This is a genomic window from Phenylobacterium sp., assembly GCF_036963605.1.
In the GTDB taxonomy this organism is placed as follows: Bacteria; Pseudomonadota; Alphaproteobacteria; order Caulobacterales; family Caulobacteraceae; genus Phenylobacterium.
This window is the reverse complement of record NZ_JBALUY010000004.1, coordinates 13,477-40,030: the sequence shown is the minus strand read 5'-3', so window position 1 is coordinate 40,030 and position 26,554 is coordinate 13,477. Positions and strand designations below refer to the sequence as shown.

Below are 26,554 nucleotides of genomic sequence, written 5' to 3'. Positions count from 1 at the left end.
GTGAGCTAGGGACGCTCAAGGAGCTTGTTCGCCAGGCTCAGAAACTCCTCCAGCGCCAGGGTCTCAGCCCGCCGTGAGGGATCGATACCTGCGGCTTCGCAGAGCTCAGCGCCGCCCAGGACCTTGAGGCTGGAGCGCAGCATCTTGCGACGCTGACCGAAGGCGGCCTGGGTGACCTGTTCGAGCGCCGACAGCACAGGCTCCGGCGGCCGGATCTCATGGGGATCGAGGCGGACCACGGCGGAGTCGACCTTGGGCGGCGGGGTGAAGGCGCGGCCCGGCGCCTCCATGACGATCTTGGCCTTGGCCGTGGCCTGGGCGATGACGGCCAGGCGCCCATAGGCCTCGTCCCCGGGGCGGGCGACGATCCGTTCGGCGACCTCCTTCTGGAACATCAGGGTCATGGAGGCGGGCCGATAGGTCCCCGTCAGCCACTTGATGAGCAAGGCGGTGCCTACATTGTAAGGAAGGTTGGCGACGATCGGCACGGGCTGGTTCGCCGCCAGTTCAGCTTCATCCGCCTTGAGGGCGTCGCCCATGACGATTCGAAGCTTGCCCTCAGATACATCGGACAGCTCGTTGAGAAGTGGAAGAAATCTGGCGTCTTTCTCAATCACCGTAACCGTCGCGCCAGTCTCCAACAGGGCTCGGGTCAGGCCGCCGGGGCCCGGGCCGACCTCAATCACGGATAGGCCTTCAAGCGGTCCCGCCAGGCGGGCGATCTTGCGGGTGATGTTGAGGTCGAGGAGGAAGTGCTGGCCCAGGCCCTTGTCGGCCATCAGGCCGTGGGCCTCGAGGCTCTGACGCAGGGGCGGCAGGTCTGTCAGCGCGCTCATAGCCGACGGTCAGCGATCTCTTTGGCCATGCGGATGGCGGCGATCATGCTGTCGGGGCGGGCCAGGCCGCGGCCGGCGATGTCGAAGGCCGTCCCGTGGTCGGGCGAGGTGCGAACGATGGGCAGGCCCAGGGTGATGTTCACCCCGCCCCAGAAGTCCAGCATCTTCACCGGGATCAGGGCCTGGTCGTGATAGAGGCAGAGCACGGCGTCATACTTGGCACGCGCCGCCTCGTGGAACAGGCTATCGGCGGGGCTAGGACCCGAAGCCTCGACGCCCAGGTCGCGCAGGGCGCGCACCGCCGGGCCGACGATCTGCACCTCTTCGCGGCCGATCGTGCCGTTCTCGCCAGCGTGGGGGTTAAGTCCTGCGACCGCCAGGCGCGGGCGATCGATGCCGAAATCGCGGCGCAGGGCCTGGGCGGTGACCAGGCCGGCATTGACGATCTTCTCCACGCTCAGCGCCGCCGGCACCTCAGCCAGGGGCTTGTGGACCGTCACCAGCGAAACCCGCAGGCCCGGCGCGGCCAGCATCATGATCGGCCCGCGGGCGCCATCATAGCGGTGCGCCAGGGTCAGTTCGCCGAGGAATTCAGTGTGACCAGGGAAGGGGAAGCCTGCGCCATAGAGGCTCTCCTTGGCGATCGGGGCGGTCACGACGCCGCCGACTGCGCCCGACAGGGCCAGGCCAACGGCGGTCTCGATCCAGGCGATCACGGCCTTCGCCGCCCGTGGCGAAGGATTGCCGGCGACCACCGGCTCCAGCAGGGGAATGTCGATGACCGGGACGGCCTGCCCGAAGACGCGGTTGGCGTCCTCCGCGGCGCTGACCTGTCGCACAAGCCCCGCTGTGCCCCCTGAGCCTGCCGCAACCTGCCGAAGATCGCCGACCACGACAAAGCTTGGCCCCGAATGCCGAAGGGCGCTCCAGGCCTTGAAGACGATCTCTGGGCCGATACCGGCCGGGTCGCCGAGGCTTACGGCGAGAGGGCGATTTTTCAACGGGTCTCGATGGTCGCGGAATTGCGAAGGTCACGCATATAACGCCGGGCGATCAGGCCCAGTTGCTGGAAGAACAACCGGCGCTCGACAAGCTCGGCCGTAGGTTGGTCGCCGCCGGTGGCCCGTTTGCCGCAGACGGCGACAATATGCATGCCTGCCTCGGTGCGGATCGGCTCGGAGAGCTGGCCCACCTCAAGCGATTCAGCCGCCGCCCGGAAGGCTGGGGCCAGATCGCCGATCTCGGCCTCGCCCAGATCGCCCGCGACGACGCCTTCCTGGCCGCTGGCCACGGCTTCAAGGTCACCGCAGCCGGTGATCTGCGCCCGCAACGCCATGAGACGCGCCCGCGTCGCCTCGACCACTGAAGGGGCAGAACCCGCCGGCAGGCCGATGGCGGCCTGCTTGAGGTTGACCATCGTGGCGCCAGCGCCGGACCGCTTGTCCCGCAGATAGACGATGTAGACCCCGTCGGAGACCGGGATCGGCTGCGACAGCTGGCCCGGCCGCATCTGTTCCAAGGCCCGCTCGACCTCGGCCGGCATTTCGCCGGGACCGATCCAGCCGGCGTCGCCGCCAGCCGCGGCGGTCGGTGCGGCGGAGAACTGGCGGGCCACGGCCTGGAAGGGCGCGCCCTGCTGCATCTGGGTGACCAGCTGCTCACCGCCTCGCAAGGCGGTGTCCATGCCGCCGACCCGGGCGGCGTCGATGAAGACTTCGCTGACCTGGAACTGCGGACGCGAGGCCTGGGCGGCCTGCTGGGCCAGCACCGCCTGCACCTGGTCATCGCCGATCCGCAGGCGTGAGCCATAGCGACCCTGGATCCAGCGCTGCCAGCTTGACTGGGCGCGGAGCTGCTCGCGGAGGGAACCGAGCACGCCCTGGCTCTGAAGCATGGAGGTGAACTGTTCGGGCGTCATCTCGTTGCCCGCGGCCATCTCGGCCAGCTCCTCGTCCACATCCTCGTCCGAGGCGATGATCGAGAAGTTCTGTTCCTGCTCCACGCGCCGCAGTTCCTGGAACTGCAGGGCCTCGTCCACCAGGGAGATCAGGGCCTCCTGCTGGATCTGCGGCAGGGTCTGTTCGCTGGGCTGAACGCCCGTGGTGGCGATCAGCAGGCGCATCCGCTGCGCCAAGTCATAGGTCGAGATGATCTCGTCATTGACCACGGCGGCGGCGTATTCGGTCATGCCCTGCGGCTGGGCCGGGGCGGCGGGCGCAGCCGCAGGCGCCTCGGCCTCGGAGGATTGAGCCATCGCCACGCTGGAGGGAGCGGCGGCCGCCAGAAGGGCCGCAAGGGCGACGCCGCAGGCCGCTTGGCCGCGGACTGAACGCGCAGAAAACATCGCTTGGGTCATTCCTTCGTGGCGGCTTGAAGCGCCGCTGGTCCTAATTGGCATAGATAGGTTCGCCCAATGTGGCGAGGGTTAGGCGCACGGCGACCGACTCGCTGGGCCCCAGGCGACCTATGACGGTGTCCTCGCGACGGTAGATGACTTCGATCCGCGTACATTCGTCCCGATAGACCACGCCGATGTCGCGCACCACCCAGGCGTCCTGCACCATGTCGCGATTGCCATAGGCGGTGAGGCCCCAGTTCTTGGTCAGGAACACTTCGCCGCCCAGGTCGAGATTCTCGCGCTTCACGCCGTTGATGTCGAGATCATCCCAGAGATAGCGGAAGAAACCCGACCCCCGGGCCATGGCCAGGTTGGCGCCGGATTCGGCCCGGCGGACGTCCAGGCTCTCACCGTCGAGGCGGGCGCGGCTGAAGACCGAGAGGCCTCGGATCGGCTGGGCCTCGGCGGCGACGATCCAGTCGGACTCGGTGTCGCGAAGGCCGGTGCGGGTCGAGAAGGCCTGCTCCTCGGAATCACGGAAGCTTCGGCCGATCAGGAGGCTGGCGCGACGGCCGTCATCCCACAGCACGCTGGCGCGGCCCGCCACACTGGCGCGTAGGCCGCCCTCCATGAGGTCAAAGCCCGGAAACTTGTCGGCCAGGAAGAGATTGGTCTCGTCGAACTCGAAGGCCAGGCTGTCCTCGTCCAGATAGACCGGGTCGCCATTGGCGTCGACGTCCACCTGAATCTGATTGGGACGCGGAGAGGCGGCGATCTGGACTAGAGGTTCAAGAACTACCGTCTTATCATTGAATCTACGGTAGAAAGGCCAGCTGAGATCAACGCCGACTGTGGCCATGCCCCGGGTCTCGGTCTTGCCGCCGTGGTTTTCGGATGGAACATCGCCCAGGCTATAGGCGTCGGCCCGGAGGTTGACGAAGGGCTGGATGCGCGTCCCACCGGCCAGGATGTAGTTGGCGCGCCAGTCCGCCTGGCCGATCACGCGGCGGCTGTCCAGCCCGGGCAGGTTCGAAAGGGCCGGGCTCGAAGGCGAGCGGTCGCGTTCCAGGGCGACGGCGTCCAGTTGGAGATTCAGCCGGCCGCCGGCCAGGCGGGCGTCCGGCGACCAACGGCCCTCGATCAACGGGGCGACGGTCGGGAAGGTGGCGTCATCATCACCCGGGCGCAGGCCCTGAATGTCCAGGACGGCTGTGGAGAGGTAGGAATTGTCGTTCTGGCGGATCGCGTAGATCTGCGAGATCAGTCGGCGGTCATCGGCGATATAGGGGCCGCGGGACTGGAAGACGTCGCCGACCTCGTACTTGTCGAACAGCAGGTCCTCAGAGGCCCGTTCGGCGGTGAAGCCCCACTCCCAGTTCTGGTCGATGGCGAAGGCGCCCCGGGCCAGGATGTAGCTGCGCGACGTCCGATCGCCGAACCGGCCATTGCTGTCGAAGTCCTGGGCGTAGGTATAGCCCCCGCGCACATCGATCTCGCCGGAATAGAATCGCTTGCGGTAGCGGGCGTTGAGGAAGGGCGCGACCTTGGTGTTGATCTGCGGGCTGACAGTCAGGTCGGAGTAGGGCGACAGGACGAACAGATAGGGCTGCTCATACGAAAACCCCCGCCGATCCGAGGCCGAGATGTCCGGAGTGAGCAGGCCGGACTTGCGCTCTGCGGTAGGGTCGGGATGCCAGAAGAGCGGCAGATAGAGCACGGGCGCGCCGAACAGGCGGAACACTGCGCCGCGATAATAGACCAGTTGGCGCTCGCGATCCTGGACCACCTTGTCGGCCTGGATCGACCAGGTCGGGGTCTTGTCGGTGTTGTCGGCGCAGATGTCGCAAGGGGTGTAGATCGCCCGGTTCAGCTCGTTGACGTTCTCATTGCGCCGGACCGCGCTGGCCGCCGCCAGCTTGACGTTCATCGGCAGTCGCGCGGAGAAGCCGCGGGCGACCCCGGCCTTCATCTGGTCGTCGAACACGATCTCGCGGGCGAACTCCACGCTGCCGTCGGGATTGAAGATCTCGACATTGGAGGCTTCCAGCACGCCCTGGGCCTCGTCATAGACCAGGGCGTCAGCGCGCAGATTGCGACGGTCGTAGCGGGCCTCGACCTCGCCTGTCGCGGTCGTCCGCTTCCGGGTGTCGTCGCGCACCATCGAGTCGGCTTCCATGTAGATGGAGCCGGGCAGGAGGCCGTCGGGGCCCGGGACCGGCGCCTCATTCGCCGCTGCGTCGGCCATGGGCTCATCCGCCGTCTGGGCGGCGGCTGCGCCGGCGCACAGGCTGGCCGCCGCCGCCCCGGCCAGGAGGCTGCGCTTGACCGAGGCGAGCGATACGCGCCGAGGTGACGTCTTCAAGCGTGAATCCCTTCTTGCCCCGCCCAGTGTGCAGGGAATAGCGGCGTGGCGGCGTGTTTCAACCGTCTTCGGTGTAGCAGAGCAGCGTAACGCCCGACAGGAGGGCGATCACGGGCGGCGCCCAGGCGGCCGCAGCCAGGGGAATGACGTCGGCATTGGCCAGGGCGCCGGCGAACTCATTCAGGAAGAAGAAGACGAAGCCCAGGCCCACGCCCGCCCCGGCCAGACCCGCCAATCCGCCCAGGCGGACCAGGCGCAGGGAGAAGGCCGCGGCCAGTATGGTCATGGCGGCGAACAGCACCGGCGTGGCCAGAAGCTGGTGAAACCGAAGCTGGTACCGGCTGGCGCTGAAGCCGGCCTGCTCGGTCGTGCGGATGGCCGCCGGCAGCCGCCAGAAGGCGATGGCCTCAGGGGAGGCGAACCGCTCCATGGCCGACTCGCTGTCGAGGCTGGAGCGGAGGGAGAGACTTTCGGAGCGTACCGAGCTCTCGCCTGCGGCGGCTTCGCGGACATCGGTCAGGCGCCAGAAGCCGGGCAGAAGCCTCGCCTCGGCGGCTTCCAGCCGGCGGGTGAACTGCGGTGTGCCATCCTCGTCCTTCTGGTAGACGAAGAGCGACACGCCCCGGAGCACGACCGATCCCTCGATGATCTCGCGATCGCGGGCATGGATCACGATTTGGCTGCGTTCGTCGCCCTGGCGCAGCCAGACATCCTGCGGCGTATCGACGAGATAGTTGTCCATGACCCGGGCACGTTCGCTGGCGAACCTGGCGTTCGATGCGGCGGCCAGGGGATTGAGCAGGGTCACGGTGATCACGCCGACCACGGCCGCCGCCGCCGCCGTCGGCAGGATGAAGCGCCACGCCGAGACGCCGGCGGCCCGCATCGCCACCAGTTCGCTGCGCCGATTGAGGCTGACATAGGCCGACATGCAGCCGAACAGGAATACGAACGGCAAGAGCACCAGGATCAGGGACGGCATGCCCAGGGCGGTCAGACCGAAAAGCTGGCTGACGCTGACCTCGGCCCGCACGCCCACGGAGCGGGAAAGTTCCACAAACTGCACCAGCAGGATGACCGCCGAGATGACGGCCAGGGCGACCCCGACGCTGAACAGGCTGCGGCCCAGGACATAGGCCTCGATCCGACCAAATCGCATCAGGCAGCGCCTCCCCGGGCGATCCGGCTGGGGCGGTTGCGCATGTCGATGAAGCGCGACACCTTCTGGCGGAACACGTTGCGCAGGGCCAGACTCATGGCGGCCAGGGGCATGGCGTACTGGAGCAGGTTCAGCCAGGCGTGAGACTCGCTGGCCGCCTGGACGATGAAGCCCAGGATCCGGGTGATCGCCGCGGCGGCGCCGGCCCAGGCGATCCGCCGGCCATAGCCCATACGGTCGTAGCCGCCGCCCAGGATGGCGGCCAGGGCCATGGCCATGAAGGCGATGTTGTATAGCGGGCTGGACAGCCGGGCGTGCCCTTCGGCCAGCATTTCCAGGCGGTTGCGCTGCTCCCAGTCCTGGGTGAGGTCAGGGAAGAACAGCTCGTGGAGATAGCGGTCGGAGGGCTTGTAGTGGACGAGCTCCTCGGACGCGACGAGGGGACTCAGGTCGAAGATGTACTCGTCAAAGGTCAGATAGTTCAAAACCCCGGTTTCGCTGAATTCCTGGGTCGACCCCCGGGACATGACCAACACGGGCGAACCGGCGCGGGTCGCCAGCCGGCCCTCGTCGGCCGTGTAGGTGGTGGCCATGCCATCGGTTTCGGCCACATGGATGAAGAGGTTGCCCATTCCCCCGCGGCTGTCGACGTTCTGGGCGTAGACGGTCAGGCCAGGCGCCGGCTCGGTGAACTCGCCCTCGCGCACCAGGGTGGCGGCCAGGTCGGTGCGCACGTCGAACAGCGTGTCGCGCAGTTCTCGGAACGCGGCCGGTTGAACAAAGAGGTTCAGCACCAGGGCCGCCAGGGCGATCACTGCGGCCAACCGCATGGGCGGGGCGATGACCCGCCAGCGGCTCATGCCGCCTGCATAGCAGACGACCAGTTCCTGCTCGCTCTGCAGCCTGTTGAGCGCCACCAGGGCGGCCACGAACAGGGCGATGGGCATGACCATGTTGATCAGTTGCGGCATGGCCAGCAGCGTGATCTTCAGAAACACGCCCGCGCTCTGACGCTGGTTGATGATCACATCAAGCGCCGAGAGGCTCTGACTCAGCAGGGCCACCGAACTCAGGGCGAGCGCCGCCAGCAGGGTGGGTCCCAGCAGTTGGCGCAGCAGATATCGATCGATCAGGCGCATGAAAAAAAGGCGTCGCCGGCGTGATTTGGCGCGCCCTTGGCGCGAAGCTGTTCTAAACCATGCGTTGCTGCGCCACACAACCGCCGCAGGAGACGCCAGTCTGGGCGCCCTGGCGGCGGAGCGCCTTCAGCTTTGCTTTTGTAGAGAATTCGCATGGACATCCAATTCGTCACGCCCGGTTCCGAGATCGCCGACAAGACGGCGCTCGCCCTCATCGTCTTTGAAGGTTCTGTCCTTTCCGGGGCGGCCGCCGAGGCTGACCAGCAGGCCGCAGGTGTGGTGGGCCGCGCCCTGGCGCAAGGGCGCTTCACCGGCGCCAAGGGACAGGTCCTGGATCTGACGGCGCCGGCCGGCCATGCGGCGGATCGGATCGTCCTGGTGGGCGCCGGCAAGCGCGAGGCCTTCGATGATGTCGGCGCCGAGCACGCCGCGGCCAGCGCCTATGGCGCGGTCAAGCTCTCGGGACTCACCGTGCTGCGCGTCGCCTTCGCCGATCCGACCGCCGGCAAGCCGGAGCGGGCGGCGCTGGGCCTGCGCCTGGCCGCCTATCGCTTCGATCGCTATCGCACCAAGGAGCCGGTCGACAAGAAGCCCTCCATCCTCAAGGCCGAGATCGTCAGCGCCGACGCCGTGGCCGCTCAAGGCGCCTATGTGGAACTGGCGGCCCTGGCCGACGCCATTTCGTTCGCCCGCGACCTGGTGTCCGAACCGCCCAACGTGCTCTATCCCGCCGAATTCGCCCGCCGGGTGAAGGGGCTCGAGAGCCTCGGCCTCGAGGTCGAGATTCTCGGCGAGGCCGAGATGGAAGAGCTCGGCATGGGGTCGCTGCTCGGCGTCGGCCGCGGCAGCCGCAAGGACAGCCAGCTGGCCATCATGCGCTGGAACGGCGGGACCGATCCCGCGGCCCAGCCGATCGCCTTTGTCGGCAAGGGCGTCTGCTTCGACACCGGCGGCATCTCGCTGAAGCCGGCTGACGGCATGGAAGACATGAAGTGGGACATGGGCGGCGCCGCCGCCGTGGCCGGCCTCATGCATGTGCTGGCCGGCCGCAAGGCCAAGGTCAACGCCGTGGGCATTCTCGGCCTGGTGGAGAACATGCCCGATGGCGACGCCCAGCGTCCCGGGGACGTGGTCACCAGCATGTCTGGCCAGACCATCGAGATCATCAACACCGACGCCGAGGGCCGCCTCGTGCTGGCTGACGCCCTCTGGTACTGCCAGGACCGTTTCAAGCCGAAGTTCATGGTCGATCTAGCCACCCTGACGGGGGCGATCATCATCAGCCTGGGCAACGACTACGCCGGCGTCTTCTCCAACAATGACGAACTGGCCGACAATCTTCTGGCCGCCTCCAAGACCGAGGCCGAACCTCTGTGGCGGATGCCGCTGCCGGCGGCCTACGACAAGCAGATCGACAGCATGATCGCGGATGTGAAAAACACCGGTGGCCGTCCCGGCGGCTCGATCACGGCGGCGCTCTTCCTGCAGCGGTTCGTCAACGGCCTGCCCTGGGCGCACATGGACATCGCTTCCACGGCCTGGAAGAAGCCTTCCAGCGTGCCGACCAGCCCCGAAGGCGCCACCGGCTACGGCGTTCGCCTGCTGAACCGCATGGTCGCCGACAAGTACGAGGGCTGATCGGTTCGCGCGGTGCGATTTAGGAGGCCGCGGTGAAGTTCGTCCTGCTGCATAGCCCCCTGCTGGGTCCTCTGACCTGGCAGGGCGTGGCTCAATCGCTCGCCGACCGAGGCCTTGCTGCGGAAGCGCCGGCCTGGACGCCTCTGACCGAGGTGGATGGTGACTTCTACGCGAGCCTGGCCAAGGCCATGGCCCGCACCGTCGAGGCGCGCGGCGACGATCCCGTCGTGCTTGTGGCCCACAGCGGGGCAGGGGCGCTGGCGCCGGCGATGACCCAGGCGCTCAGCATCCCAGTGGTCGGGACCATCCTTGTGGACGCCATCCTGCCGCATCCCGGACTCAGCTGGCTGGACACTGCGCCGCCGGCGCTTCGGGAGGATCTGACCCTGGGCTCGCAGGGCGGAGAGCTTCCATCCTGGGACGCCTGGTGGCCGCCGGGCGCGTTGGAGCGGCTCGTTCCGGAGCCCGAAGTGCGGGCTGCGCTACTGGCCGAGCTTGGTCCCCTGCCGCTGGCCTATTTCGAAGAGCGCGCCCCGCCCGGCGAACTGTCGGGCCCGGGCGGATATCTGCAGCTCAGCGGCGCCTATGAGGATCAGGCCGAGGCGGCGCGGCGCATGGGCTGGCGCGCCCGGCGCCTGCAGCTCAACCATCTCTCGCCGCTCACGGCGCCGCGGGAGGTGGCCGGCATGGTCCAGGCCCTGGGACGTGAGATCGCGCAGGACGCCCATGGCTGACCCCTGCGAGGTCTGGTTCTACCATCTGGAGCGTTCCGGCCTCGACCAGGTGCTGCCCGATCTCCTGGAGAAAACCCTGGCCCGCAACTGGAAGGCGCTGGTCAGGTCGCGGCTTCCGGAACGCCTGGAGCATCTGGACAGCTGGCTCTGGAGCTACCGGGACGACAGCTTCCTGCCGCATGGGGAAGCCGACGAGCCGCACGCCGCCGCCCAGCCGGTGCTTTTGACCACAGGAATGGACAACCCGAACCACGCCGATGTGGTTTTCCTGCTCGACGGCGCCGACGCGGGCGTGCTTGACGGGTTTGTCCGATGCATCGTGCTGTTCGATGGCCGTGATGAGGCCGCCCTCGCCACAGCACGGGCGCAATGGGGCGCTATCAAGAAGCAGGGGCTGCCAGTGAGCTACTGGCGGCAGTTGGCCCGAGGCTGGGAGAAACAGGCATGACACGCAATCTCGTCCTGGCGATGGCCGCAGGGCTTCTCCTCTCGGCCTGCGCAAGCGAGCCCGCGCCCGCGCCACCACCTGAGCAACCCGCAGCGCCGCGTCCGACCCAGCCGACCGAACCTGCCGATCAATGTGGCGCGGCGCAGGCCCAGCGCCTGGTCGGCCGCCATCGCAGCGAGATTCCGGTGCCGGTGAATCCGGGACTGCAGCGGGTGGCCTGCACGACCTGCCCGGTGACCATGGACTTCCATCCGCGACGCCTGAACTTCTTCTATGACGCCGAGACCGGGCTGATCAAAGAGGTGCGCTGCGGGTGAGGCCTATCTCCGGTTCATCCAGCGCCGGATGATGGCGACGCCGGCTGGCGCCAGCAGCGCCAGGAGCAGCAGGAGATAGATCAGCCGCGCCCAATCCGGCATGGCTAGGACTCGCTGTCGGGGCTGAGGACGGCGTCCAGGGCGCCCAGCAGCCGCTCGAGCTCGATAGGCTTGGGCGTCAGGGCGTCCATGCCAGCGTCGAGATATTCCTTTTCATGGTGGGACATGGCGTTGGCTGTCAGGGCGATGATCGGCGTCCTCGGTCGCCCCTCGGCCTCTTCCCGGGCGCGGATGGCGCGGGTGGCGGTCGGCCCGTCCATCCTCGGCATCTGTACGTCCATCAGGATGACGTCCCATGCGCTGTCGGCCCAGGCTTCGACCGCTCGCTCACCGTCGTCGACGATGTGCAGATCGATCATCATGGGCGAGAGAAGGGTCTTCAGAACCAGCTGGTTCATGGGGTTGTCCTCGGCGGCCAACACCCGGATGAGTCGGCCCGCATGGGCCGTCAGGCCGGGCGGGCCCGCCTGCGATGGGGCGGGCTCCGGCGCATCGGCGGGGGGAAGGGGGAGGCGCACCGTGAAACTCGACCCTTGGTCCACCACGCTCTGGACCGTGATCGTCCCGCCCATCAGGCCGCAGAGCTCCCGGCAGATCGCCAGGCCCAGGCCCGATCCCCCGAACTTGCGGGTGGTCGAGGCGTCGGCCTGGACAAACTTGTCGAAGAGCGTTTCCAGCCGGTCCGGTGCGATCCCAGGCCCGGTGTCGATGACGTTGAGGACGAGGTGAGAACCTTTGCGGGCGACATTGACCTGCACCGACCCCCGCGCCGTGAACTTCACGGCGTTTGAGACCACGTTATAAAGCACCTGCCGCACACGGGTCGGATCGCCGCGCCAATAGCCACGGGCGGAGTCTTCGATCTCGAGGCAGAAATAGAGATCCTTTTCAGCCGCCAGGGTGGTGAAAGTCGCCTGCGTGCCTTCAGCGATCCTGACAATGTCCACCAGCCCGTCTTCCAGTTCCAGGCGCCCAGCCTCGATCCGTGACAGGTCGAGAAGATCGTTCAACAGCACCAGCAGGGTTTCCCCCGCCTGCCGGATCACCGCCAGGCGTTCGCGCTGAGCTTCAGGCAGTTCGTCCCGCGCCATGGCCTGGGCCATGCCCAGCACGCCGTTCAGAGGCGTCCGGATTTCGTGGCTCATGGTGGCGAGGAAGGCGCTCTTGGCCACATTGGCCGCATCGGCCTGGTCGCGAGCGCGCTTGAGGTTGGCGTTCAGTGTTCGCAACCGGCGCTCGGAGCGCTTGAGGTCGGCCACCGACTGGGTGAACAGCACCGCCCGCACTGGGCCCTCGCCACGGAAGCGCGACGCACTGAGGCGGAACCACTCGCCGTCCTTGGCTTCATAGGCCCTGATGAAGGTCTCGCGCTCGCCGGCCAGCACGCCGCGCACGCCGCGCTCCAGGGCGCGCCCATGGCCGCTGGGGAGGCCCCTGAAGATATCAAACATGCTCCGGTCCATCGGATAGTCATCCCGACCCCGAATAGCCGCGCCTGTCTCGCGGAATGTGCGATTGGCTTCCACCAGGCGCCCATCGGCGTCGATCACGGCGACCATGGCGGCGATGCCGTCGATGACGCCGCGGGCGAACCCCTCGGATGATCGCAGATCCGCCAGGGCGCTGCGGGTGGCGGTTATATCCTGACTGGCGCCGCGGATGGCGACGCAGACGCCGTCGACGATCTCGGCAGCTCCCATGACCCGCAACCAGATGCGCGCGCCAGCCGCCGTCATGGCCTCGGCTTCGAAGTCCATACGCGTGCCGTTCTGGGCGGTTTCGACCAGGGCGGCCAGCACGGCTTCGCGGTGTTCAGGCAGATAGACATCCATGGCTGACCGGAAGGAGTCAGCCTCGAGAGGATGCCCCATCATGGCGCGGAGCTCTTCGGTGTAGCGCACCTCACCCTTGCGGAAATCGATCTCCCAGCCGCCTAGCCCGGCCAGTCGTGCGGCCTCGCGCAGGGCGCTCGAGGCGGCTTCTGAGCGGCGCTGCTCTTCCCGGCTGGTCGTGACGTCAACCAGGGTGAGAACAAAGCCGTCATCCGAGCCGTCCTCGGCCGAGACGACGCGAAGGTCAGCGTCCGCCCAGAAGGTCTCGCCGGATTTTCGTCGGCCCGCAACCTCTGCGCGGCGACCCGGCTCGCCCGGCTTAAGGCTGAACCAGGCCCCGGCTTGTTCATCGTCGAACAGCAGTTGGCCGACGCGCTGTCCCAGGGCGTCGGCGGCGGTGTAGCCGGTGATGTCCGTAAAGCCGTCATTGATCCAGGACATCAGGCCGTCCGGTTCAATGAGCGCCACCCCATGGGCGGCGGCGCTGAGCGCCCGCGAAAGTCGATCCGCGAAGGCGGCCGCCGCGGGGTCGGGGCTGGCTGAGCTCTCTGAACCGTCCATACGCATCTTGGGGCCGAACCTAGGCCTCGGGGGTGAACAAAGCTGAAAAGGCCAGGGCGATTCGCTTAGCCCGACACCTTGCAGCCACCCTAGCCGACGCCGGCCTTCAAGGCCTCATATGCCTCGACGGCGGCCATCCATTCGGCTTCGGCCGCCTCCAACTTGGCCTGCGCGGCGTCACGTTCCCGGCCCAGGGCTGCGGCCTTGTCTGGATTCTGGGCGAAGACGTCAGGGTCGCTCAGCCGCCTGTCGATCTGGGCGACGGCTTCGGTGGCCCTGGCCAGGGCCGCCTCGGCCGCCTCGGCGCGGCGTCGCGCATTGCCGGTCGGCGGCTTGCGTCCTGTCGGCGGCGGCGGGGCCGGAGCTGGTGCGGGCGCCTCATCCCGCACCTGGGTCGGCGCCCGGACGCGGGCCTTGGCCCGCTCGATCACATAGCGGGAATAGTCTTCAAGATCGCCCTCGAAGGGGACGATCGTTCCGTCGGCGGCCAGCCAGAGACGGTCGGCGACCATCTCCATGAGGGAGCGGTCGTGGGTGATCAGGATCACGGCCCCGGCGAAGTCGTTCAGCGCCTCCAGCAGGGCGCGGCGGGAGTCGATATCCAGATGGTTTGTGGGCTCATCGAGGATCAGCAGATGGGGGGCCTCTGCGGCCACCATGTTGAGCAGCAGTCGCGCGCGTTCGCCGCCGGACAGGTCGGCGACCGTGGTCTCCACCTTGTCGCGGTTGAAGCCGTACTGGGCGAGCCTTGAGCGCCGCGAGGCCTCCGACGCCTCGGGCATGGCGCGGCGAATGATGTCGAGCGGGGTGTCCGTCGGATCCATGGCCTCGATCTGATGCTGGTGGAACCAGCCCACCCGCATGCGGCGGTCCCGATGCAGGTGGCCGTGCTCGATGGGCAGGGCCTCGGCCACCATCTTGGCGAAGGTGGACTTGCCCGCGCCGTTGACGCCGAGCAGGCCGATGCGGTCGTCGATATCCAGCCGCAGGTTCAGGTCGCGCAGAATGGGCGGCCCGCCGTAGCCGACGCTGACCCCTTCCATCCGCACCAGGGGCGGGGCCAGGGGGCGTTCCGGCGAGGGCAGGGTGAAGGGGGCGACGCTCTCGCTGTCGATCGAATCGATCACCGGCAGCTTGGCCAGGGCCTTCAGGCGCGACTGCGCCTGGGTCGCCTTGCTGGCTGTGGCCCGGAACCGGTCGACGAAGGACTGCATGTGCGCCCGCTTGGCCTCGATCTTCGAGCGCATGGCCTCCTGCAGCCGCGCCTTCTCGGCCCGTTGGGTTTCGAAGGCGTCGTAGCCGCCGGCATAGAGGGTCAGCTTGCCGTCGGCGAGATGCAGGGTGTGGTCGATGGAGTTGTTCAGCAGCTCACGGTCATGGCTGATGATCAGGGCGTTGTAGGGATAGACGCGCAGGCGCGCCTCCAGCCAGAGCGCGCCTTCCAGGTCGAGATAGTTGGTAGGCTCGTCCAGCAGCAGCATGTCGGGCTCGGAGAAGAGGGCCGCGGCCAGGGCCACCCGCATCCGCCAGCCGCCGGAGAACTCGGCCATCGGCCGTTCCAGGTCCTCGGTGGAAAAGCCTAGGCCCGCGAGGATTTCGGCGGCCCGCGACGGCGCACGGTCAGCGTCGATCTCGATCAGGCGGGCATAGATTTCGCCCATCTGCTCGGGCTCGGCCGTCTCGAGGTCAGCCAACAGACCATGACGGATCTCGTCGGCGGCCAGCACCGTGTCAATCAGTGACACCGGGGTGGCCGGATGCTCCTGGTCCACAGAACCCAGGCGCGCGCCCTTGGGCAGGCTGATCTCGCCCGAGCCCAGAACCAGTTCGCCCTTGATCAGCTTGAACAGGGTCGACTTGCCCACGCCGTTGCGGCCCACCAGGCCCACCTTGGCGTTGCGCGGCAGGCTGACCGTGGCGCCGTCGAAGAACCGGCGGCCCCAGGCGTCGAAGACGAGTTCGTGAATTTGCAGCATGGGCGTCAGGGCACAGCAATAAGAGGCAGGCAAGATTGCGCGCGGCCGCTCGCACGCAGGCGGGCTCGCCGTCACAGGGGGGAGGGGCCGGGAGTTTCGAGATCTGCGCCGCCGCCGTCCCGACCGTGGCCGCGCTCATAGCAGACCTGGCCTCGCCCGTCAGGGGGTATCGCCCCGCTGCGGCTTGGCGCGGGCCGGAGGGGAAGCTATACACGCGCGCCTCTGGGCGAAGCCCCGCCCCTAGACCCCATTCCTGAAGAAAAATCCCATGACCGAACGCACCTTCTCGATCCTGAAGCCGGACGCCACCGAGCGGAACCTGACCGGCAAGATCAATGCGGTCATCGAAGACGCCGGCCTGCGCATCGTCGCCCAGCGCCGCATTCGCATGACCGAAGCCCAGGCCAAGACCTTCTACGAGGTCCACAAGGAACGTCCCTTCTACGGCGAGCTGGTCGGCCAGATGACCTCGGCCCCCGTGGTCGTCCAGGTCCTGGAAGGCGAAAACGCCGTGGCCAAGTATCGCGAGATCATGGGCGCGACGAACCCGGAACAGGCCGCCGAAGGCACCATCCGCAAGCTGTTCGCCAAGAATGTCGGCGAGAACTCGGTCCACGGCTCCGACAGCCAGGACAACGCCAAGCTGGAAATCGCCCAGTTCTTCACCGAAGACCAGATCGTCGGCTGATCGGCTTAACGCCGGAAGCTTAGAGGGCCGCAGCGGTCAACGCTGCGGCCCTTTTTTCGTGGGCCAAGGGCGAGCGCGGCTCAGGCCGCCGCCAGCTCCCCGCAGATGAAGGCGTCCTCACCAGCGGCCAGCAGGGCTTCGAGGACCGCCGGGGCGTCCTCGGCGCCGACGATCAGCACCATGCCGAGGCCGCAGTTGAAGGTGCGACGCATCTCCGACTCGGCCACGCCGCCGATCTCCTGCAGCCAGCCAAAGACCGGCGGCAGGGCCCAGGCGCTCCAGTCGAAGCGCGGGACGAGGCCCTCGGCGATGGCCCGGGGCGGGTTCTCGGTCAGGCCGCCGCCGGTGATGTGCGCCAGACCCTTGATCTGGCCCGCCTTGATCAGCGGCGTCAGGCTGCGGGCATAGATGCGCGTCGGCGTCATCAGCGCCTGGGCCAGCGTCTGGCCCTCGGCGAACGGCGCGGCCGCGTCCCAGGCCAGGCCTGAGCGCTCGACAATCTTGCGGATCAGGGAATAGCCGTTGGAGTGCGGACCCGACGAGGCCAGACCGATCAGCAGGTCGCCCGCGGCCTGGTCGTCCATTCGCGGCAGCACGCGATTGCGATCCACCGCGCCGACGGAGAAGCCCGCCAGGTCATAGTCGTCGCCGCCGTACATGCCCGGCATTTCGGCGGTCTCGCCGCCGACCAGCGCCGCCCCGGCCAGCTTGCAGCCCTCGGCGATGCCGGCGACTACCCGGGTGGCGACGGCCACGTCGAGCTTGCTGGTGGCCAGATAGTCCAGGAACATCAGCGGCTCGGCGCCCTGGGCCAGCAGGTCGTTGACGCACATGGCCACCAGGTCGATCCCGACCGTGTCGTGCAGGCCCGTCTCAATGGCGATCTTCAGCTTGGTGCCGACGCCGTCCGTGGTCGTCACCAGCAGGGGGTCGTGATAGCCGGCCGCCTTGAGGTCGAACAAGGCGCCAAATCCCCCCAGGGAAGCCTCGGCGCCGGGGCGGCGCGTGGCCTTGGCCAGGGGCTTGATGGCGTCCACAAGGGCGGCGCCGGCGTCGATGTCGACACCCGCCTGGGCGTAGGTCAGGCCGTTTGGCCGATCGGTCATTTCGTATGCCCTGGCCCCTTCGGGGGCGGAAAGAAATTGATGCGCCCATGCATCGGGCGCTTGCAGACTCGGTCGCGCGCGAGGCTATAGCTACCGGATGACGCCGATTACAACCACCGCCGAACTCGCGGCGTTCTGCGACAGACTGAAGGGCCAGCCCTTCGTCGCCGTGGACACCGAGTTCATGCGCGAGACCACCTACTGGCCCAAGCTCTGCCTGATCCAGGCCGCGACCCCCAGTGACGAAGCGGTCATCGACCCCATGGCCGAGGGCATGGACCTTGAGCCGTTCCTGGAAATCATGCGTGACGAGACCATTCTCAAGGTCTTCCACGCCGCCCGCCAGGACGTGGAGATCTTCAATAACCTGAAGGCCATGCCCAGGCCCCTGTTCGACACCCAGGTGGCCGGGATGGCTGCAGGTTTCGGCGAGCAGATCGCCTATGACGCCCTGGTCCGACAGATGCTGAAGATCGAGCTCGACAAGTCGAGCCGCTTCACCGACTGGGCCAGGCGACCTCTGGCGGAGTCGCAGCTGACCTATGCGCTGGCCGACGTGACCCACCTGGCCAAGCTCTATCCCATGCTGCGCGCGCGGCTGGAAAAGGAGGGCCGCCTCGTCTGGGTGACCGACGAGATGCAGGCCCTGACCGACCCGGCCAATTACGATGTCGAGCCGGAGAACGCCTGGAAGCGGCTGAAACCCCGCCGGCACACCTCCAAATACCTGTCGGTCTACAAGGCCGTGGCCGCCTGGCGCGAACGCACGGCCCAGAGTCGCGACCAGCCCCGCGGGCGCATCCTTAAGGACGACGCCATCGACGAGGTGGCGACCCAGGCCCCCACCGATGCGGCCGGCCTTGATCGCCTGCGTTCGGTGCCCAAGGGCTTTTCGGGCTCCAAGTTTGGCCCGGACCTGCTGGAAGCCATCCGCGAGGGGCTGAAGAACCCTGAGGCCAATGCGCCGCAGGTCGAGCGCGCCCGCAGCACGAACTCACCGGCCGCCGGCGCCGTGGTCGAGCTGCTCAAGGTGCTGCTGAAGGCCCGCGCCGAGGACGCTGGCGTGGCCTCCAAGCTGATCGCCACCGTCTCCGATCTCGAGCAGATCGCCAATGACGATGAGGCCGAGACGCCTGCCCTGCAGGGCTGGCGCCGGGAAGCCTTCGGCGAGGACGCTTTGCGGGTGAAGCGCGGCGAACTGGCGCTGGTGCTCGACGGCGCCCGCGTGCGGGTGGTCGAGGTTCGCCGGGCGCCCCGCGCCTCAACCTAGGCGGCGTCGAGCTAGAGCGCGTCCAGCTCGAGCTTGAGCTTCAGGGCGGCGGCCAGGGTCGCCGCCCTTTTTCTTGTCTGTTCCCCCAACAGCAGGTCCGACCAGCCGGCAGCCGCCGTTAGCCGCAGCACCGGCCCGTCGATCTCCAGTCGCGCTTCGGAGAGCAACTGCCCGTTGCGGCCCGAGAGATCGGCGCCCAGGCGCAGGGCGGCCCCCAAAGCTCGGGCGCGGCCCCGACGCTCGGCGCTCAGAACCCGCATGATGGTGGCGGACTCCGGGATATTGCTGGAGGCGGAGTGACGGGCGAAGGTCGTTAGCGCCAGGAAGCACCGCTCGGCGTGGCTCATGCCGGCGATGGGCGCCCTCAAGACCTGGGCGAAGGCCAGTTCGGCGCGATGGTCGGGGTGGAGACGCCCGCCGAGATCGGCCAGCCGGCAAGCCGCGGCGATCAGAAGCGGATCTCGGTCTTCGAAGACGGGCGGCAGGACGCGCAGGGCCGGCGTGACCCAGGCGTGCAGGGCGCTGGTCAGATCGCCTGCCGACAGGCCGCGCATGGCGCTCATGGCCACACAGCCCTCCAGCAGCGGATCGCGCCGGCGGACCGCCTCGTCCATGCCGTGCCACAGTAGGCCTTCGCGCAGGCCGAAAGCCGAGATCACTATGCGCTCAAGACCCAGGCGCTCGATCAGAGATTCCAGCACCAGGGCGGCATAGGGCAGGGTCTCGTAGCGCTTCTTCGAGAGGCCTTCGATCCGCTCCAGCGAGGTTCGCGATTGCCGGACCACGAAGCGGCTCAGATCAAGGGCCTCGGAGCGCGACATCTCGTACTGGTGGGCCACCCGCAGGGGATAGTCCGTCATGATCATGTGCAGCAGGCCCAGGTTGCGCCAGGCGCCGCCGACGGCATGGAATTCCGCACAGTTGAGGCCGTCGGCCAGGGGATCGAGGCTGGAGTCGATGAGCCGGCGGGCGTCATCCACCGCCAATGGCCGCGGCGCCCCCAGGGCGAATGGTCCAAGGGGCAGGGTCACCCCCGGCTCGGGTCCGTCATGGCCCAGCCGCACCAGCTCGAGGCTGGACCCCCCGAGATCGCCTGCCAGGCCGCGGGCGCCGGGATGGCCCGCCTGCACGCCGGCGGCGGCGAAATAGGCCTCTTCTTCGCCAGACAGCACCCTCAGCGGCAGGCCGAGCTCGCGGCGCACGCGCTCGGCGAAATCGGGGCCGTCCTCGGCCTCGCGGACCGCGGCCGTGGCCACCGCCACCACCTCATGCGGCTCCCAGCCCTGGAGGATGGCGCGGAACCGCCGCAGGGCGCTCAGGGCGATCTCCACGCCGTCGGCGGCCAGTCGCCCGGTGTCGGCCATCTCGCGGCCGAGGCCCGCCAGGGCCTTTTCATTGTAGACGGTCCAGATGGCGCGGCCTTCCAGCCGGTAGATCACCAGTCGGACGGAGTTGGAGCCAACGTCGATGACCGCCGCCTGGCGGCTTTCAGGCCTAGCTTCGTGCGGCGACATGGTCGATCGCGCGCGGCATATCCTTCACACGTTGTCCCCGGCCCGAGAGGCTTGGATTGGTCATGAAGTACTCGTGCGCGGAAAAGGCGCTGGGATGGTCCCAGTTGGGATCGCGGGTGTAGCGCCCCGAGGCGTCCAGCGTCCAGCTCTGGGCTTCATCCTTGAGGTTGGCCACCATGATCTGCTGCAGCACCTGCTGGTGAACCGTCGGGTTCTCCACCGGCACCAGGCTTTCGACCCGGCGATCGAGATTGCGCGGCATCCAGTCGGCCGACGAGATGAAGACCCGCGCCTTGCTCGACGGCATGGTCTGGCCGTTGGCGAAGGCCACGATCCGGGAGTGCTCCAGGAAGCGCCCGACGATGCTTTTGACCCGGATATTCTCCGACAGGCCCGGCACGCCCGGGCGCAGGCAACAGATGCCGCGGATGACCAGGTCGATGGAGACACCGTCCTGGCTGGCGGCATAGAGGGCGTCGATAACCTCGGGATCGACCAGGGCGTTCATCTTGCCCCAGATGGCGGCAGGCTTGCCCGCCTTGGCGTTGGCCGCCTCCTGGCCGATCAGGCTGACCAGATCGTCCTTCATGGTCACCGGCGAGAAGGACAGCTTCTCCAGCTGGGTCGGCCGGGCGTAGCCGGTGATGAAGTTGAACACCCGCGAGGAATCCCGCGCCAGGGCCGGATCGGTCGTAAACAGGGAGAGGTCGGTGTAGATGCGCGCGGTGACGGGATGATAGTTGCCCGTGCCGTAGTGACAGTAGGTGCGGACCTGATCGCCCTCGCGGCGGACCACGACCGAGAGCTTGGCGTGGGTCTTGTACTCCACGAAGCCGAAGACCACGTGGACGCCGGCCCGTTCCAGATCCCGGGCCCACTTCAGATTGGCCTCCTCGTCGAACCGCGCCTTGATCTCGATGACCGCGGTGACGTTCTTGCCGTTCTCGGCCGCCTCGATCAGGGCCGCGACGATCGGGCTGTCCGATGAGGTCCGATAGAGGGTCTGCTTGATCGCCAGGACGTGCGGGTCCCGCGCGGCCTGGCGGACGAACTGCACCACCACGTCGAAGCTCTCGAAGGGATGGTGGACCAGGATGTCCTTTTCGCGGATCGCCGAGAAGCAGTCGCCCCCGTGATCGAGGATGCGTTCGGGGAAACGGGCGGTGAACGGCTTGAACTTCAGGTCCGGACGATCGGGCGGAATCAGCTGCGACAGCTCATCCAGACCCAGCAGGCCATCGATCAGCAGGACGTCGTCGGGCTGAGCGCTGAGATTTTCGCAGATGAAGCCGCGGAGGCTCTCGGGCATGGCCTGCTCGATCTCGACCCGGACCACCGAGCCCAGTCGCCGCTGCTTCAGGCGGGCCTCGAACTCACGGACCAGATCCTCGGCCTCTTCCTCGATCTCCACGTCGGAGTCGCGGATCAGGCGGAACACCCCGCTGGCCTCGACATCGCAGCCGGGGAACAGGTGATCGACGAACAGGGCGACCATGCCCTCAAGGGAGATGAAGCGCCGCTGCGGCTTGGCCGGCTTGCGGCCCCCCCGCGGGGCTTCAAGTTGCCAGAACCGCGCCACCTGGGCGGGGATCGGCACCAGGGCGTTGAACTTTTTCCCATCGGAATCCCGACGAAGCGTCAGGGCCAGGGAGAAGGCGAGGTTCGGAATGAACGGGAAGGGGTGGGCCGGGTCGATGGCCAGCGGGGTCAGGATCGGAAAGACCAGGCTGAGGAAGGCCGCCTCCAGGCTCGCTCGCTCGGCCGGCGTGACCTCGTCGGCCTCGACCAGCCGCAAGCCCTCGGCGGCCAGCTCGCGGCGGAGATCGCGCCAGCGGTTTTGCTGATCGGTCATCAGCATGGCGGCCTCGGCGTTGACCTTCTCCAGCTGCTCGCCGGCGGTCAGGCCGTCCTGGCTGATGGAACGAACCCGCTCGCGCACCTGGGCCTTCAGGCCCGCCACCCGCACCATGTAGAATTCGTCGAGATTGTTGGCCGAGATTGACAGGAACCGCAGCCGCTCCAGCAGCGGGTGGCGCGGGTTCTTGCTCTCCGAAAGCACGCGCTCATTGAAGGCCAGCCAGGAGATTTCCCGGTTGAAGAACCGGTCGCGCGAGGCGGCCATTTCGGCGTCCCAGCCCAGGTCTGTCCCCGTCTGGGGTTCGCCTTTGGGCGGTTGGGACGCGACATAGGACATGGAGGCCTCTCAAAGGTCAGGGAACCGCGCAAGCCTCGCTGATCCCGGCCTGAGGGTCACTCGAAAAGGTCAAGATTTTCGGTGTCGGTTTCAAGAACCTGCCGCGCCAGGACCCGGGACACAGGCCGGTGGCTTTCCCCCGATGCGGCGTCCAGACGGCGGACGACATCCCAGGCCGCCGGCGCCGAGCGCTCGATCCGGCGCAGGATGTAGGGGATGACGTCGTCGTGCGGGGTAATGTTGCAGCGGGCGAATTGCCGCCGCAGGATCGCCTCAAGCACCTCATCGTCCGGCGCTTCGATCTCGGCCACCTGAATGGCGTTGAGGCGGGACCGGAGGTCGGGCAGCTGCGCGGGCCAGCTGGCCGGGGCGGTCCGGGCGGTCAACAGCAGACCTGCGCCGGGGCGGCTGGCCATATTGATCCTGTGAAACAGGAACTCTGCGTCAAAGCCCCGGTCAACATCCTCGATGAGCACCGGCGCCCCCTCCGATAGATCCCCGCCCTGCGGGTCAAGCCGGGCGGCGCCGACATCCTCGGCCCAGAGGCTGGCCAGATGGGTCTTGCCCACCCCCTCAGGCCCCACCAGCACCAGGGCGCCCCCATGCCAGTGCGGCCAGGCGGCCAAGGCGGCGCGCGCCGCGGCGTTGGAAGGACCGGTGGCCAGGGCGTCCCGGTGATAGGACGGCGGGCGTCGAAGCTTCAGCCGAAGCTGCCGGGCCATGGTCCATGTCCTAAGGAGTTCATTTCACGAACGAATCTATCAGGACCGCCCCGGCCGGTCGATGCGTATGGGCGCAACCCTTGGGGATGAACGCCACGCTCCTGTGCAGAGGCGGCGGAACGGGGAAGGGGCTGGGGACGCTTAGAGGTGCTGCGCCATCGGGGCGCCTATGAGGGAGTTCATCATGTCGGAGCATGTCTACAGGGTCGTCGAGCTTGTCGGTTCGTCCAAGGACAGCATCGATGATGCGATCCGCAACGCGATATCCGAAGCCAGCAAGTCCCTGCGCGAGATGCGCTGGTACGAGGTCACGGCCACCCGTGGCGAGATCGTGGACGGCCAGGTCGGCCACTTCCAGGTCTATCTGAAGGTGGGCTTCACCATGGAAGACTCCCGCGACTAGGGAAGCCGGTCAGCCGCGGGGGCCCAGCGCCTCGCGGCTGGCCATCCGCACCCAACCCTCGGGACGCAGCAGTTCGATCGGCGAGAAGCGGGCCTTGTAGTCCATCTTGTCGCTGCCCCGCACCCAGTAGCCCAGATAGACGCAAGGCAGGCCTATGAGTCCTGCCTGAACGACATGGTCGAGGATCATGAACGAACCTAGGCTCCGGCGGGTCTCGGCCGGGTCGTAGAAGCTGTAGACCATCGACAGGCCGTCCGACATCAGGTCGATCAGGGCGCAGGCGATCAGGTCGCCCGGGCCGCCGTCGTCGGACTGGATGCGATACTCCACCAGATGGGTGCGGACGGCGGTGTCCTCGACCATGGCCACATAGTCAGGCCAGCTCATCTCGGCCATGCCGCCCTCGGCGTGGCGGGTCACCAGATAGCGCCGGAGCAGATCGAACTGCTCCATGGTCGCCTCGGCCTCGACGACCGAGCGGATGATATCGTCGTTGCGCGCCAGGATGCGCCGCTCCGAACGCGAGAACACATAGTCTTCGACGGGCAGGCGGGCGGAGACGCAGGCCACGCAGGCTTCGCAGGCGGGGCGATAGGCGATGTTCTGGGAACGCCGGAAGCCGATCTGGGTAAGGGAGTCGTTGACGCTGGGGCCGTCGGCCATGGGCAGGTGCGCGAACACCTTTCGCTCATAGCGACCCGGCAGGTAGGGGCATGGCGATGGCGCGGTCAGGAAGAACCTGAGCTGTCGCGTCGGGAAATGCTGCGTCACGGACCTGCGTTCGCCCTCGAACCCCTGCGGATAAACCAATTAGGAGCCATGTCTGGCTCTCAGGCAAGCCGACACATTTCGGTGAGCTGTTTGGGCGCGAGCCGGAGTCGGGGTCAGGGCCGAACATCCGGGGGAAGCACAGGCGCCTCTCGCAGCAGGACGATGGCGATCCGCCGATTGCCGGGCAGGGTCGGGTCATCGGGATAGAGCGGTTCTGAGTTGGCCTTGCCGGAGACCTGGTAAATCCGGTCCGATGCGACACCGGCGCCCTGGAGCACCCGGCGCGAGGAGTCGGCGCGGGTCGCCGACAGGGCCCAGTCGCCCTCGGCGCGGGCGCCGTCGGCGTTGACGCTGGTATGACCGTAGACGCTGACGCGGTTCGGCAACTGGTTGATCACCTTCGAGACCGCCCGCAGCAGCAGCCGGGCCCGGTCGTTGGGCTGGCCGGAGCCTTCGGCGAACATGGAGCGGCCTTCCTGGTCCACCAGCTGAATGCGCAGCCCTTCGGGCGTCTGGTCGATGATGATGTTCTTCGACAACTCGGCCAGTTCGGGCATGTCCTGCAGCGCCTGGCGGAGGGACTGGGCGGCCGACTGGAAGGCGGCTTCCTCGCGCTTTTGCAGGGCCTCGCGCAGGGCCTCGGTGCTGGCTTCCTGCAGCTGGCTCTTGGCTGAGGGGTCCTGGGTCTCGCCGTCCTCTTCCGGGTTCGGCGATTCGGGGGACATCTGTTCGATGATCGACATCGAGCCCGACGACTTGGCGCCGTCGGCGCCCAGGGCCGTGCCCCCAAGGATGCCGCCCGACCCTGAGGTGGTCGAGGAGATGCTGGCCGGCGCGAAATAGTCGGCGATGCCGCGCTTCTGCTCCGGGCTGGTGGTGTTGATCAGCCACATCAGCAGGAAGAAGGCCATCATCGCGGTGACGAAGTCGGCATAGGCCACCTTCCAGGCGCCGCCATGGTGCCCATGACCGCCGCCCTTCTTGACCTTCTTGATAACGATCGGCCGCTCGCCCGACGCCATCGCCCCACCCCGGTTAACGCTAATTGAGCCGCAAGGTGGCGCGCGGCTCGTTAAGATGGCGTTGCCATTCAATGAGTCTGAGAAAGGCCGAACCTTATGAAACTGGCGTTTGCGGGCCTGGGCGTGATGGGATTTCCCATGGCTGGCCATCTGGCCAAGGCCGGCCACGAGGTCGCGGCCTTTAACCGTAGTCCGGAAAAGGCGGCCCGCTGGGTCGAGGTCCATGGGGGACGGGCCGGCGCCACGGCGGCCGAAGCCGCGGAGGGCGCCGAGATGCTGCTGCTCTGCGTCGGCAAGGATGACGACGTCAGCGCCGTCGTGACGCAGGCTCTTCCGGCCCTGGCGCCCCACGCGGTGATCGTCGACCACACCACCACCTCGGCCAGGCTGGCCCGCGAGATGGCGCAGCTCTGCGCCGAAGCCGGCGCCAGCTTTGTCGACGCGCCGGTCTCCGGCGGACAGGCGGGGGCCGAAGCTGGCCAGCTGACCATCATGTGCGGCGGCGATCCCGAGGCTTTCGCCCGCGCAGAGCCCGTGATCGGCGCCTATGCCAAGGCGGTCAAGCTGATGGGGCCGGCGGGCGCTGGCCAACTGACCAAGATGGTCAACCAGATCTGCATTGCCGGCCTCGTCCAGGGACTGGCCGAGGGCGTGCATTTCGCCAAGCGCGCGGGCCTAGATCCAAGCGACGTGCTGGAGGCCATCTCCAAGGGCGCGGCCCAGTCCTGGCAGATGGACAATCGCTGGCCGACCATGGCCGAGGGGCGCTTTGACTTCGGCTTCGCCGCGGACTGGATGCGCAAGGACCTGGGCCTGGTGCTGGATGAGGCCGCCGACAACGGCGCTCGCCTCGACGTGACCCGCCTGGTGGACAGCTACTATGCCGAGGTCCAGGCCATGGGCGGGGGCCGTTGGGATACATCGAGCCTTGTGGCGCGGCTGGAGCGGCCGGAATGATCCTGGAGACGGCGCGGCTGCGGTTGCGGGCGGCGGAGGCCGGCGATGCGGCCTTCGTCCTCGAACTGCTCAATGCGCCGGGCTTCGTCCAGGGGATCGGCGATCGCGGCGTGCGCACCCTCGATGAGGCGCGAGCCTATGTCGAGACGCGGATCGTCAGCAGCTATCGCGACCATGGGTTCGGCATGTGGGTCGTGACGCCGAAGGACGACGCCGAGCCCCTTGGTCTGGCGGGTCTCGTCAAGCGAGAGGTGCTGCCCCATGTCGATGTCGGCTACGCCTTCCTCGAGCGGGCCTGGGGCCAAGGCTACGCCCAGGAGGCGGCCGCCGCCGTACTGGCCTACGGTCATGGCAGCCTGGGACTTGAGACGATCGCGGCGATTGTCAATCCGGAGAACCTGGCCTCGCGCCGCGTGCTGGAGAAGATCGGCCTGCGGTTCATCGACGTCCGCCAGTTGGACGGATGGGACCAGCCCAGCGCCTACTACTGCAGCTAGAGCGCGACCT

23 protein-coding genes are annotated in these 26,554 nt (G+C 67.7%); 9 read left to right on the top strand and 14 right to left on the bottom strand.

Annotated features, from left to right (window positions below):
* Positions 1–5: 5 nt before the first annotated feature.
* The 6 genes from rsmA to lptF form a co-directional block, all read right to left on the bottom strand.
* Entirely contained in the window at positions 6–836 is an 831-nt protein-coding gene (gene rsmA / locus V7702_RS01735) for a 16S rRNA (adenine(1518)-N(6)/adenine(1519)-N(6))-dimethyltransferase RsmA (protein ID WP_335648417.1), read from the bottom strand.
* Positions 833–1,837 (bottom strand): 4-hydroxythreonine-4-phosphate dehydrogenase PdxA, encoded by a 1,005-nt coding sequence (pdxA, locus tag V7702_RS01730; protein WP_335648416.1) that lies wholly within the window; start codon positions 1,835–1,837, stop codon positions 833–835. The genes rsmA and pdxA overlap by 4 nt, the downstream gene beginning before the upstream one ends.
* Entirely contained in the window at positions 1,834–3,090 is a 1,257-nt protein-coding gene (locus tag V7702_RS01725; RefSeq protein WP_335648415.1) for a peptidylprolyl isomerase, read from the bottom strand. The genes pdxA and V7702_RS01725 overlap by 4 nt, the downstream gene beginning before the upstream one ends.
* Before the next feature lie 133 nt (positions 3,091–3,223).
* The gene (locus V7702_RS01720; RefSeq protein ID WP_335648414.1) at positions 3,224–5,536 is read right to left on the bottom strand and encodes an LPS-assembly protein LptD; all 2,313 of its coding nucleotides are present in this window, start codon (positions 5,534–5,536) and stop codon (positions 3,224–3,226) included.
* A 58-nt stretch (positions 5,537–5,594) separates the two neighbouring features.
* On the bottom strand, positions 5,595–6,695 hold the full coding sequence (gene lptG, locus V7702_RS01715; protein ID WP_442958383.1) for an LPS export ABC transporter permease LptG: 1,101 nt from the start codon (positions 6,693–6,695) through the stop codon (positions 5,595–5,597).
* The gene (lptF, locus tag V7702_RS01710; RefSeq protein WP_335648413.1) at positions 6,695–7,834 is read right to left on the bottom strand and encodes an LPS export ABC transporter permease LptF; all 1,140 of its coding nucleotides are present in this window, start codon (positions 7,832–7,834) and stop codon (positions 6,695–6,697) included. Before lptF ends, lptG begins: the two co-directional genes overlap by 1 nt.
* 153 nt (positions 7,835–7,987) lie before the next feature.
* On the opposite strand from lptF, the gene V7702_RS01705 reads away from it, so the two are divergent.
* The 4 genes from V7702_RS01705 to V7702_RS01690 are packed head-to-tail and all read left to right on the top strand — an operon-like array spanning position 7,988 to position 10,971.
* A complete protein-coding gene (locus tag V7702_RS01705) occupies positions 7,988–9,472 on the top strand; it encodes a leucyl aminopeptidase (protein ID WP_335648412.1) in 1,485 nt (494 codons plus the stop codon).
* Positions 9,473–9,504: 32 nt separating this feature from the next.
* On the top strand, positions 9,505–10,206 hold the full coding sequence (locus tag V7702_RS01700; protein ID WP_335648411.1) for a hypothetical protein: 702 nt from the start codon (positions 9,505–9,507) through the stop codon (positions 10,204–10,206).
* Positions 10,199–10,654 carry a DNA polymerase III subunit chi gene (locus V7702_RS01695; RefSeq protein ID WP_335648410.1) on the top strand — a complete coding sequence of 152 codons (456 nt, stop codon included), beginning with the start codon at positions 10,199–10,201 and terminating at the stop codon, positions 10,652–10,654. The genes V7702_RS01700 and V7702_RS01695 overlap by 8 nt, the downstream gene beginning before the upstream one ends.
* Positions 10,651–10,971 carry a peptidase inhibitor I78 gene (locus V7702_RS01690; RefSeq protein ID WP_335648409.1) on the top strand — a complete coding sequence of 107 codons (321 nt, stop codon included), beginning with the start codon at positions 10,651–10,653 and terminating at the stop codon, positions 10,969–10,971. The genes V7702_RS01695 and V7702_RS01690 overlap by 4 nt, the downstream gene beginning before the upstream one ends.
* A gap of 104 nt (positions 10,972–11,075) precedes the next feature.
* On the opposite strand, the gene V7702_RS01685 is transcribed toward V7702_RS01690, so the two are convergent.
* Together V7702_RS01685 and V7702_RS01680 are read right to left on the bottom strand one after the other, a co-directional pair.
* A complete protein-coding gene (locus V7702_RS01685) occupies positions 11,076–13,424 on the bottom strand; it encodes an ATP-binding protein (protein WP_335648408.1) in 2,349 nt (782 codons plus the stop codon).
* 89 nt (positions 13,425–13,513) lie between these two features.
* On the bottom strand, positions 13,514–15,400 hold the full coding sequence (locus tag V7702_RS01680) for an ABC-F family ATP-binding cassette domain-containing protein (RefSeq protein WP_335648407.1): 1,887 nt from the start codon (positions 15,398–15,400) through the stop codon (positions 13,514–13,516).
* 268 nt (positions 15,401–15,668) lie between these two features.
* Here V7702_RS01680 and ndk point away from each other — a divergent pair, with 268 nt between their 5' ends.
* The gene (gene ndk, locus V7702_RS01675; RefSeq protein ID WP_304754518.1) at positions 15,669–16,088 is read left to right on the top strand and encodes a nucleoside-diphosphate kinase; all 420 of its coding nucleotides are present in this window, start codon (positions 15,669–15,671) and stop codon (positions 16,086–16,088) included.
* 80 nt (positions 16,089–16,168) lie between these two features.
* On the opposite strand, the gene purM is transcribed toward ndk, so the two are convergent.
* Positions 16,169–17,194, bottom strand: a complete 1,026-nt coding sequence (gene purM / locus V7702_RS01670) for a phosphoribosylformylglycinamidine cyclo-ligase (protein ID WP_335648406.1) — start codon at positions 17,192–17,194, stop codon at positions 16,169–16,171.
* A 97-nt stretch (positions 17,195–17,291) separates the two neighbouring features.
* On the opposite strand from purM, the gene rnd reads away from it, so the two are divergent.
* Positions 17,292–18,464 (top strand): ribonuclease D, encoded by a 1,173-nt coding sequence (gene rnd / locus V7702_RS01665; RefSeq protein ID WP_335648405.1) that lies wholly within the window; start codon positions 17,292–17,294, stop codon positions 18,462–18,464.
* Positions 18,465–18,475: 11 nt separating this feature from the next.
* Here rnd and V7702_RS01660 read toward each other — a convergent pair whose 3' ends face one another.
* Genes V7702_RS01660 through V7702_RS01650 form a run of 3 tightly spaced genes read right to left on the bottom strand, consistent with a single transcriptional unit; the run spans position 18,476 to position 22,894 of the window.
* Positions 18,476–19,978 carry a Ppx/GppA phosphatase family protein gene (locus V7702_RS01660; RefSeq protein WP_335648404.1) on the bottom strand — a complete coding sequence of 501 codons (1,503 nt, stop codon included), beginning with the start codon at positions 19,976–19,978 and terminating at the stop codon, positions 18,476–18,478.
* Positions 19,959–22,172 (bottom strand): RNA degradosome polyphosphate kinase, encoded by a 2,214-nt coding sequence (locus V7702_RS01655; RefSeq protein WP_442958382.1) that lies wholly within the window; start codon positions 22,170–22,172, stop codon positions 19,959–19,961. The genes V7702_RS01660 and V7702_RS01655 overlap by 20 nt, the downstream gene beginning before the upstream one ends.
* Positions 22,173–22,228: 56 nt before the next feature.
* Complete coding sequence (locus tag V7702_RS01650) at positions 22,229–22,894, bottom strand: DnaA ATPase domain-containing protein (protein ID WP_335648403.1); 666 nt, start codon at positions 22,892–22,894, stop codon at positions 22,229–22,231.
* Between the two features lie 184 nt (positions 22,895–23,078).
* Here V7702_RS01650 and V7702_RS01645 point away from each other — a divergent pair, with 184 nt between their 5' ends.
* Positions 23,079–23,297, top strand: coding sequence for a dodecin (locus V7702_RS01645; protein WP_335648402.1), 219 nt, complete (start codon positions 23,079–23,081; stop codon positions 23,295–23,297).
* Between the two features lie 9 nt (positions 23,298–23,306).
* Here the strand turns inward: V7702_RS01645 and V7702_RS01640 are convergent, their stop codons facing one another.
* Entirely contained in the window at positions 23,307–24,068 is a 762-nt protein-coding gene (locus V7702_RS01640) for an arginyltransferase (protein ID WP_335648401.1), read from the bottom strand.
* Positions 24,069–24,181: 113 nt separating this feature from the next.
* A complete protein-coding gene (locus V7702_RS01635) occupies positions 24,182–25,090 on the bottom strand; it encodes a flagellar motor protein MotB (RefSeq protein ID WP_335648400.1) in 909 nt (302 codons plus the stop codon).
* Between the two features lie 96 nt (positions 25,091–25,186).
* On the opposite strand from V7702_RS01635, the gene V7702_RS01630 reads away from it, so the two are divergent.
* Positions 25,187–26,047 (top strand): NAD(P)-dependent oxidoreductase, encoded by an 861-nt coding sequence (locus V7702_RS01630; RefSeq protein WP_335648399.1) that lies wholly within the window; start codon positions 25,187–25,189, stop codon positions 26,045–26,047.
* Complete coding sequence (locus V7702_RS01625) at positions 26,044–26,544, top strand: GNAT family N-acetyltransferase (protein WP_335648398.1); 501 nt, start codon at positions 26,044–26,046, stop codon at positions 26,542–26,544. The genes V7702_RS01630 and V7702_RS01625 overlap by 4 nt, the downstream gene beginning before the upstream one ends.
* Positions 26,545–26,554 lie beyond the last annotated feature (10 nt).

Coding starts and splice junctions, on each gene's coding strand:
- V7702_RS01680 (WP_335648407.1), bottom strand. CDS start 15,400: ATGCTGCAAATTCACGAACTCGTCTTCGACGCCTGGGGCCGCCGGTTC.
- V7702_RS01660 (WP_335648404.1), bottom strand. CDS start 19,978: ATGTCGCCGCACGAAGCTAGGCCTGAAAGCCGCCAGGCGGCGGTCATC.
- V7702_RS01695 (WP_335648410.1), top strand. CDS start 10,199: ATGGCTGACCCCTGCGAGGTCTGGTTCTACCATCTGGAGCGTTCCGGC.
- V7702_RS01645 (WP_335648402.1), top strand. CDS start 23,079: ATGTCGGAGCATGTCTACAGGGTCGTCGAGCTTGTCGGTTCGTCCAAG.
- purM (WP_335648406.1), bottom strand. CDS start 17,194: ATGACCGATCGGCCAAACGGCCTGACCTACGCCCAGGCGGGTGTCGAC.
- V7702_RS01685 (WP_335648408.1), bottom strand. CDS start 13,424: ATGGACGGTTCAGAGAGCTCAGCCAGCCCCGACCCCGCGGCGGCCGCC.
- ndk (WP_304754518.1), top strand. CDS start 15,669: ATGACCGAACGCACCTTCTCGATCCTGAAGCCGGACGCCACCGAGCGG.
- V7702_RS01630 (WP_335648399.1), top strand. CDS start 25,187: ATGAAACTGGCGTTTGCGGGCCTGGGCGTGATGGGATTTCCCATGGCT.
- lptG (WP_442958383.1), bottom strand. CDS start 6,695: ATGCGATTTGGTCGGATCGAGGCCTATGTCCTGGGCCGCAGCCTGTTC.
- V7702_RS01705 (WP_335648412.1), top strand. CDS start 7,988: ATGGACATCCAATTCGTCACGCCCGGTTCCGAGATCGCCGACAAGACG.
- lptF (WP_335648413.1), bottom strand. CDS start 7,834: ATGCGCCTGATCGATCGATATCTGCTGCGCCAACTGCTGGGACCCACC.
- rsmA (WP_335648417.1), bottom strand. CDS start 836: ATGAGCGCGCTGACAGACCTGCCGCCCCTGCGTCAGAGCCTCGAGGCC.
- rnd (WP_335648405.1), top strand. CDS start 17,292: ATGACGCCGATTACAACCACCGCCGAACTCGCGGCGTTCTGCGACAGA.
- V7702_RS01655 (WP_442958382.1), bottom strand. CDS start 22,172: ATGTCCTATGTCGCGTCCCAACCGCCCAAAGGCGAACCCCAGACGGGG.
- V7702_RS01635 (WP_335648400.1), bottom strand. CDS start 25,090: ATGGCGTCGGGCGAGCGGCCGATCGTTATCAAGAAGGTCAAGAAGGGC.
- V7702_RS01690 (WP_335648409.1), top strand. CDS start 10,651: ATGACACGCAATCTCGTCCTGGCGATGGCCGCAGGGCTTCTCCTCTCG.
- V7702_RS01650 (WP_335648403.1), bottom strand. CDS start 22,894: ATGGCCCGGCAGCTTCGGCTGAAGCTTCGACGCCCGCCGTCCTATCAC.
- V7702_RS01625 (WP_335648398.1), top strand. CDS start 26,044: ATGATCCTGGAGACGGCGCGGCTGCGGTTGCGGGCGGCGGAGGCCGGC.
- V7702_RS01725 (WP_335648415.1), bottom strand. CDS start 3,090: ATGGCTCAATCCTCCGAGGCCGAGGCGCCTGCGGCTGCGCCCGCCGCC.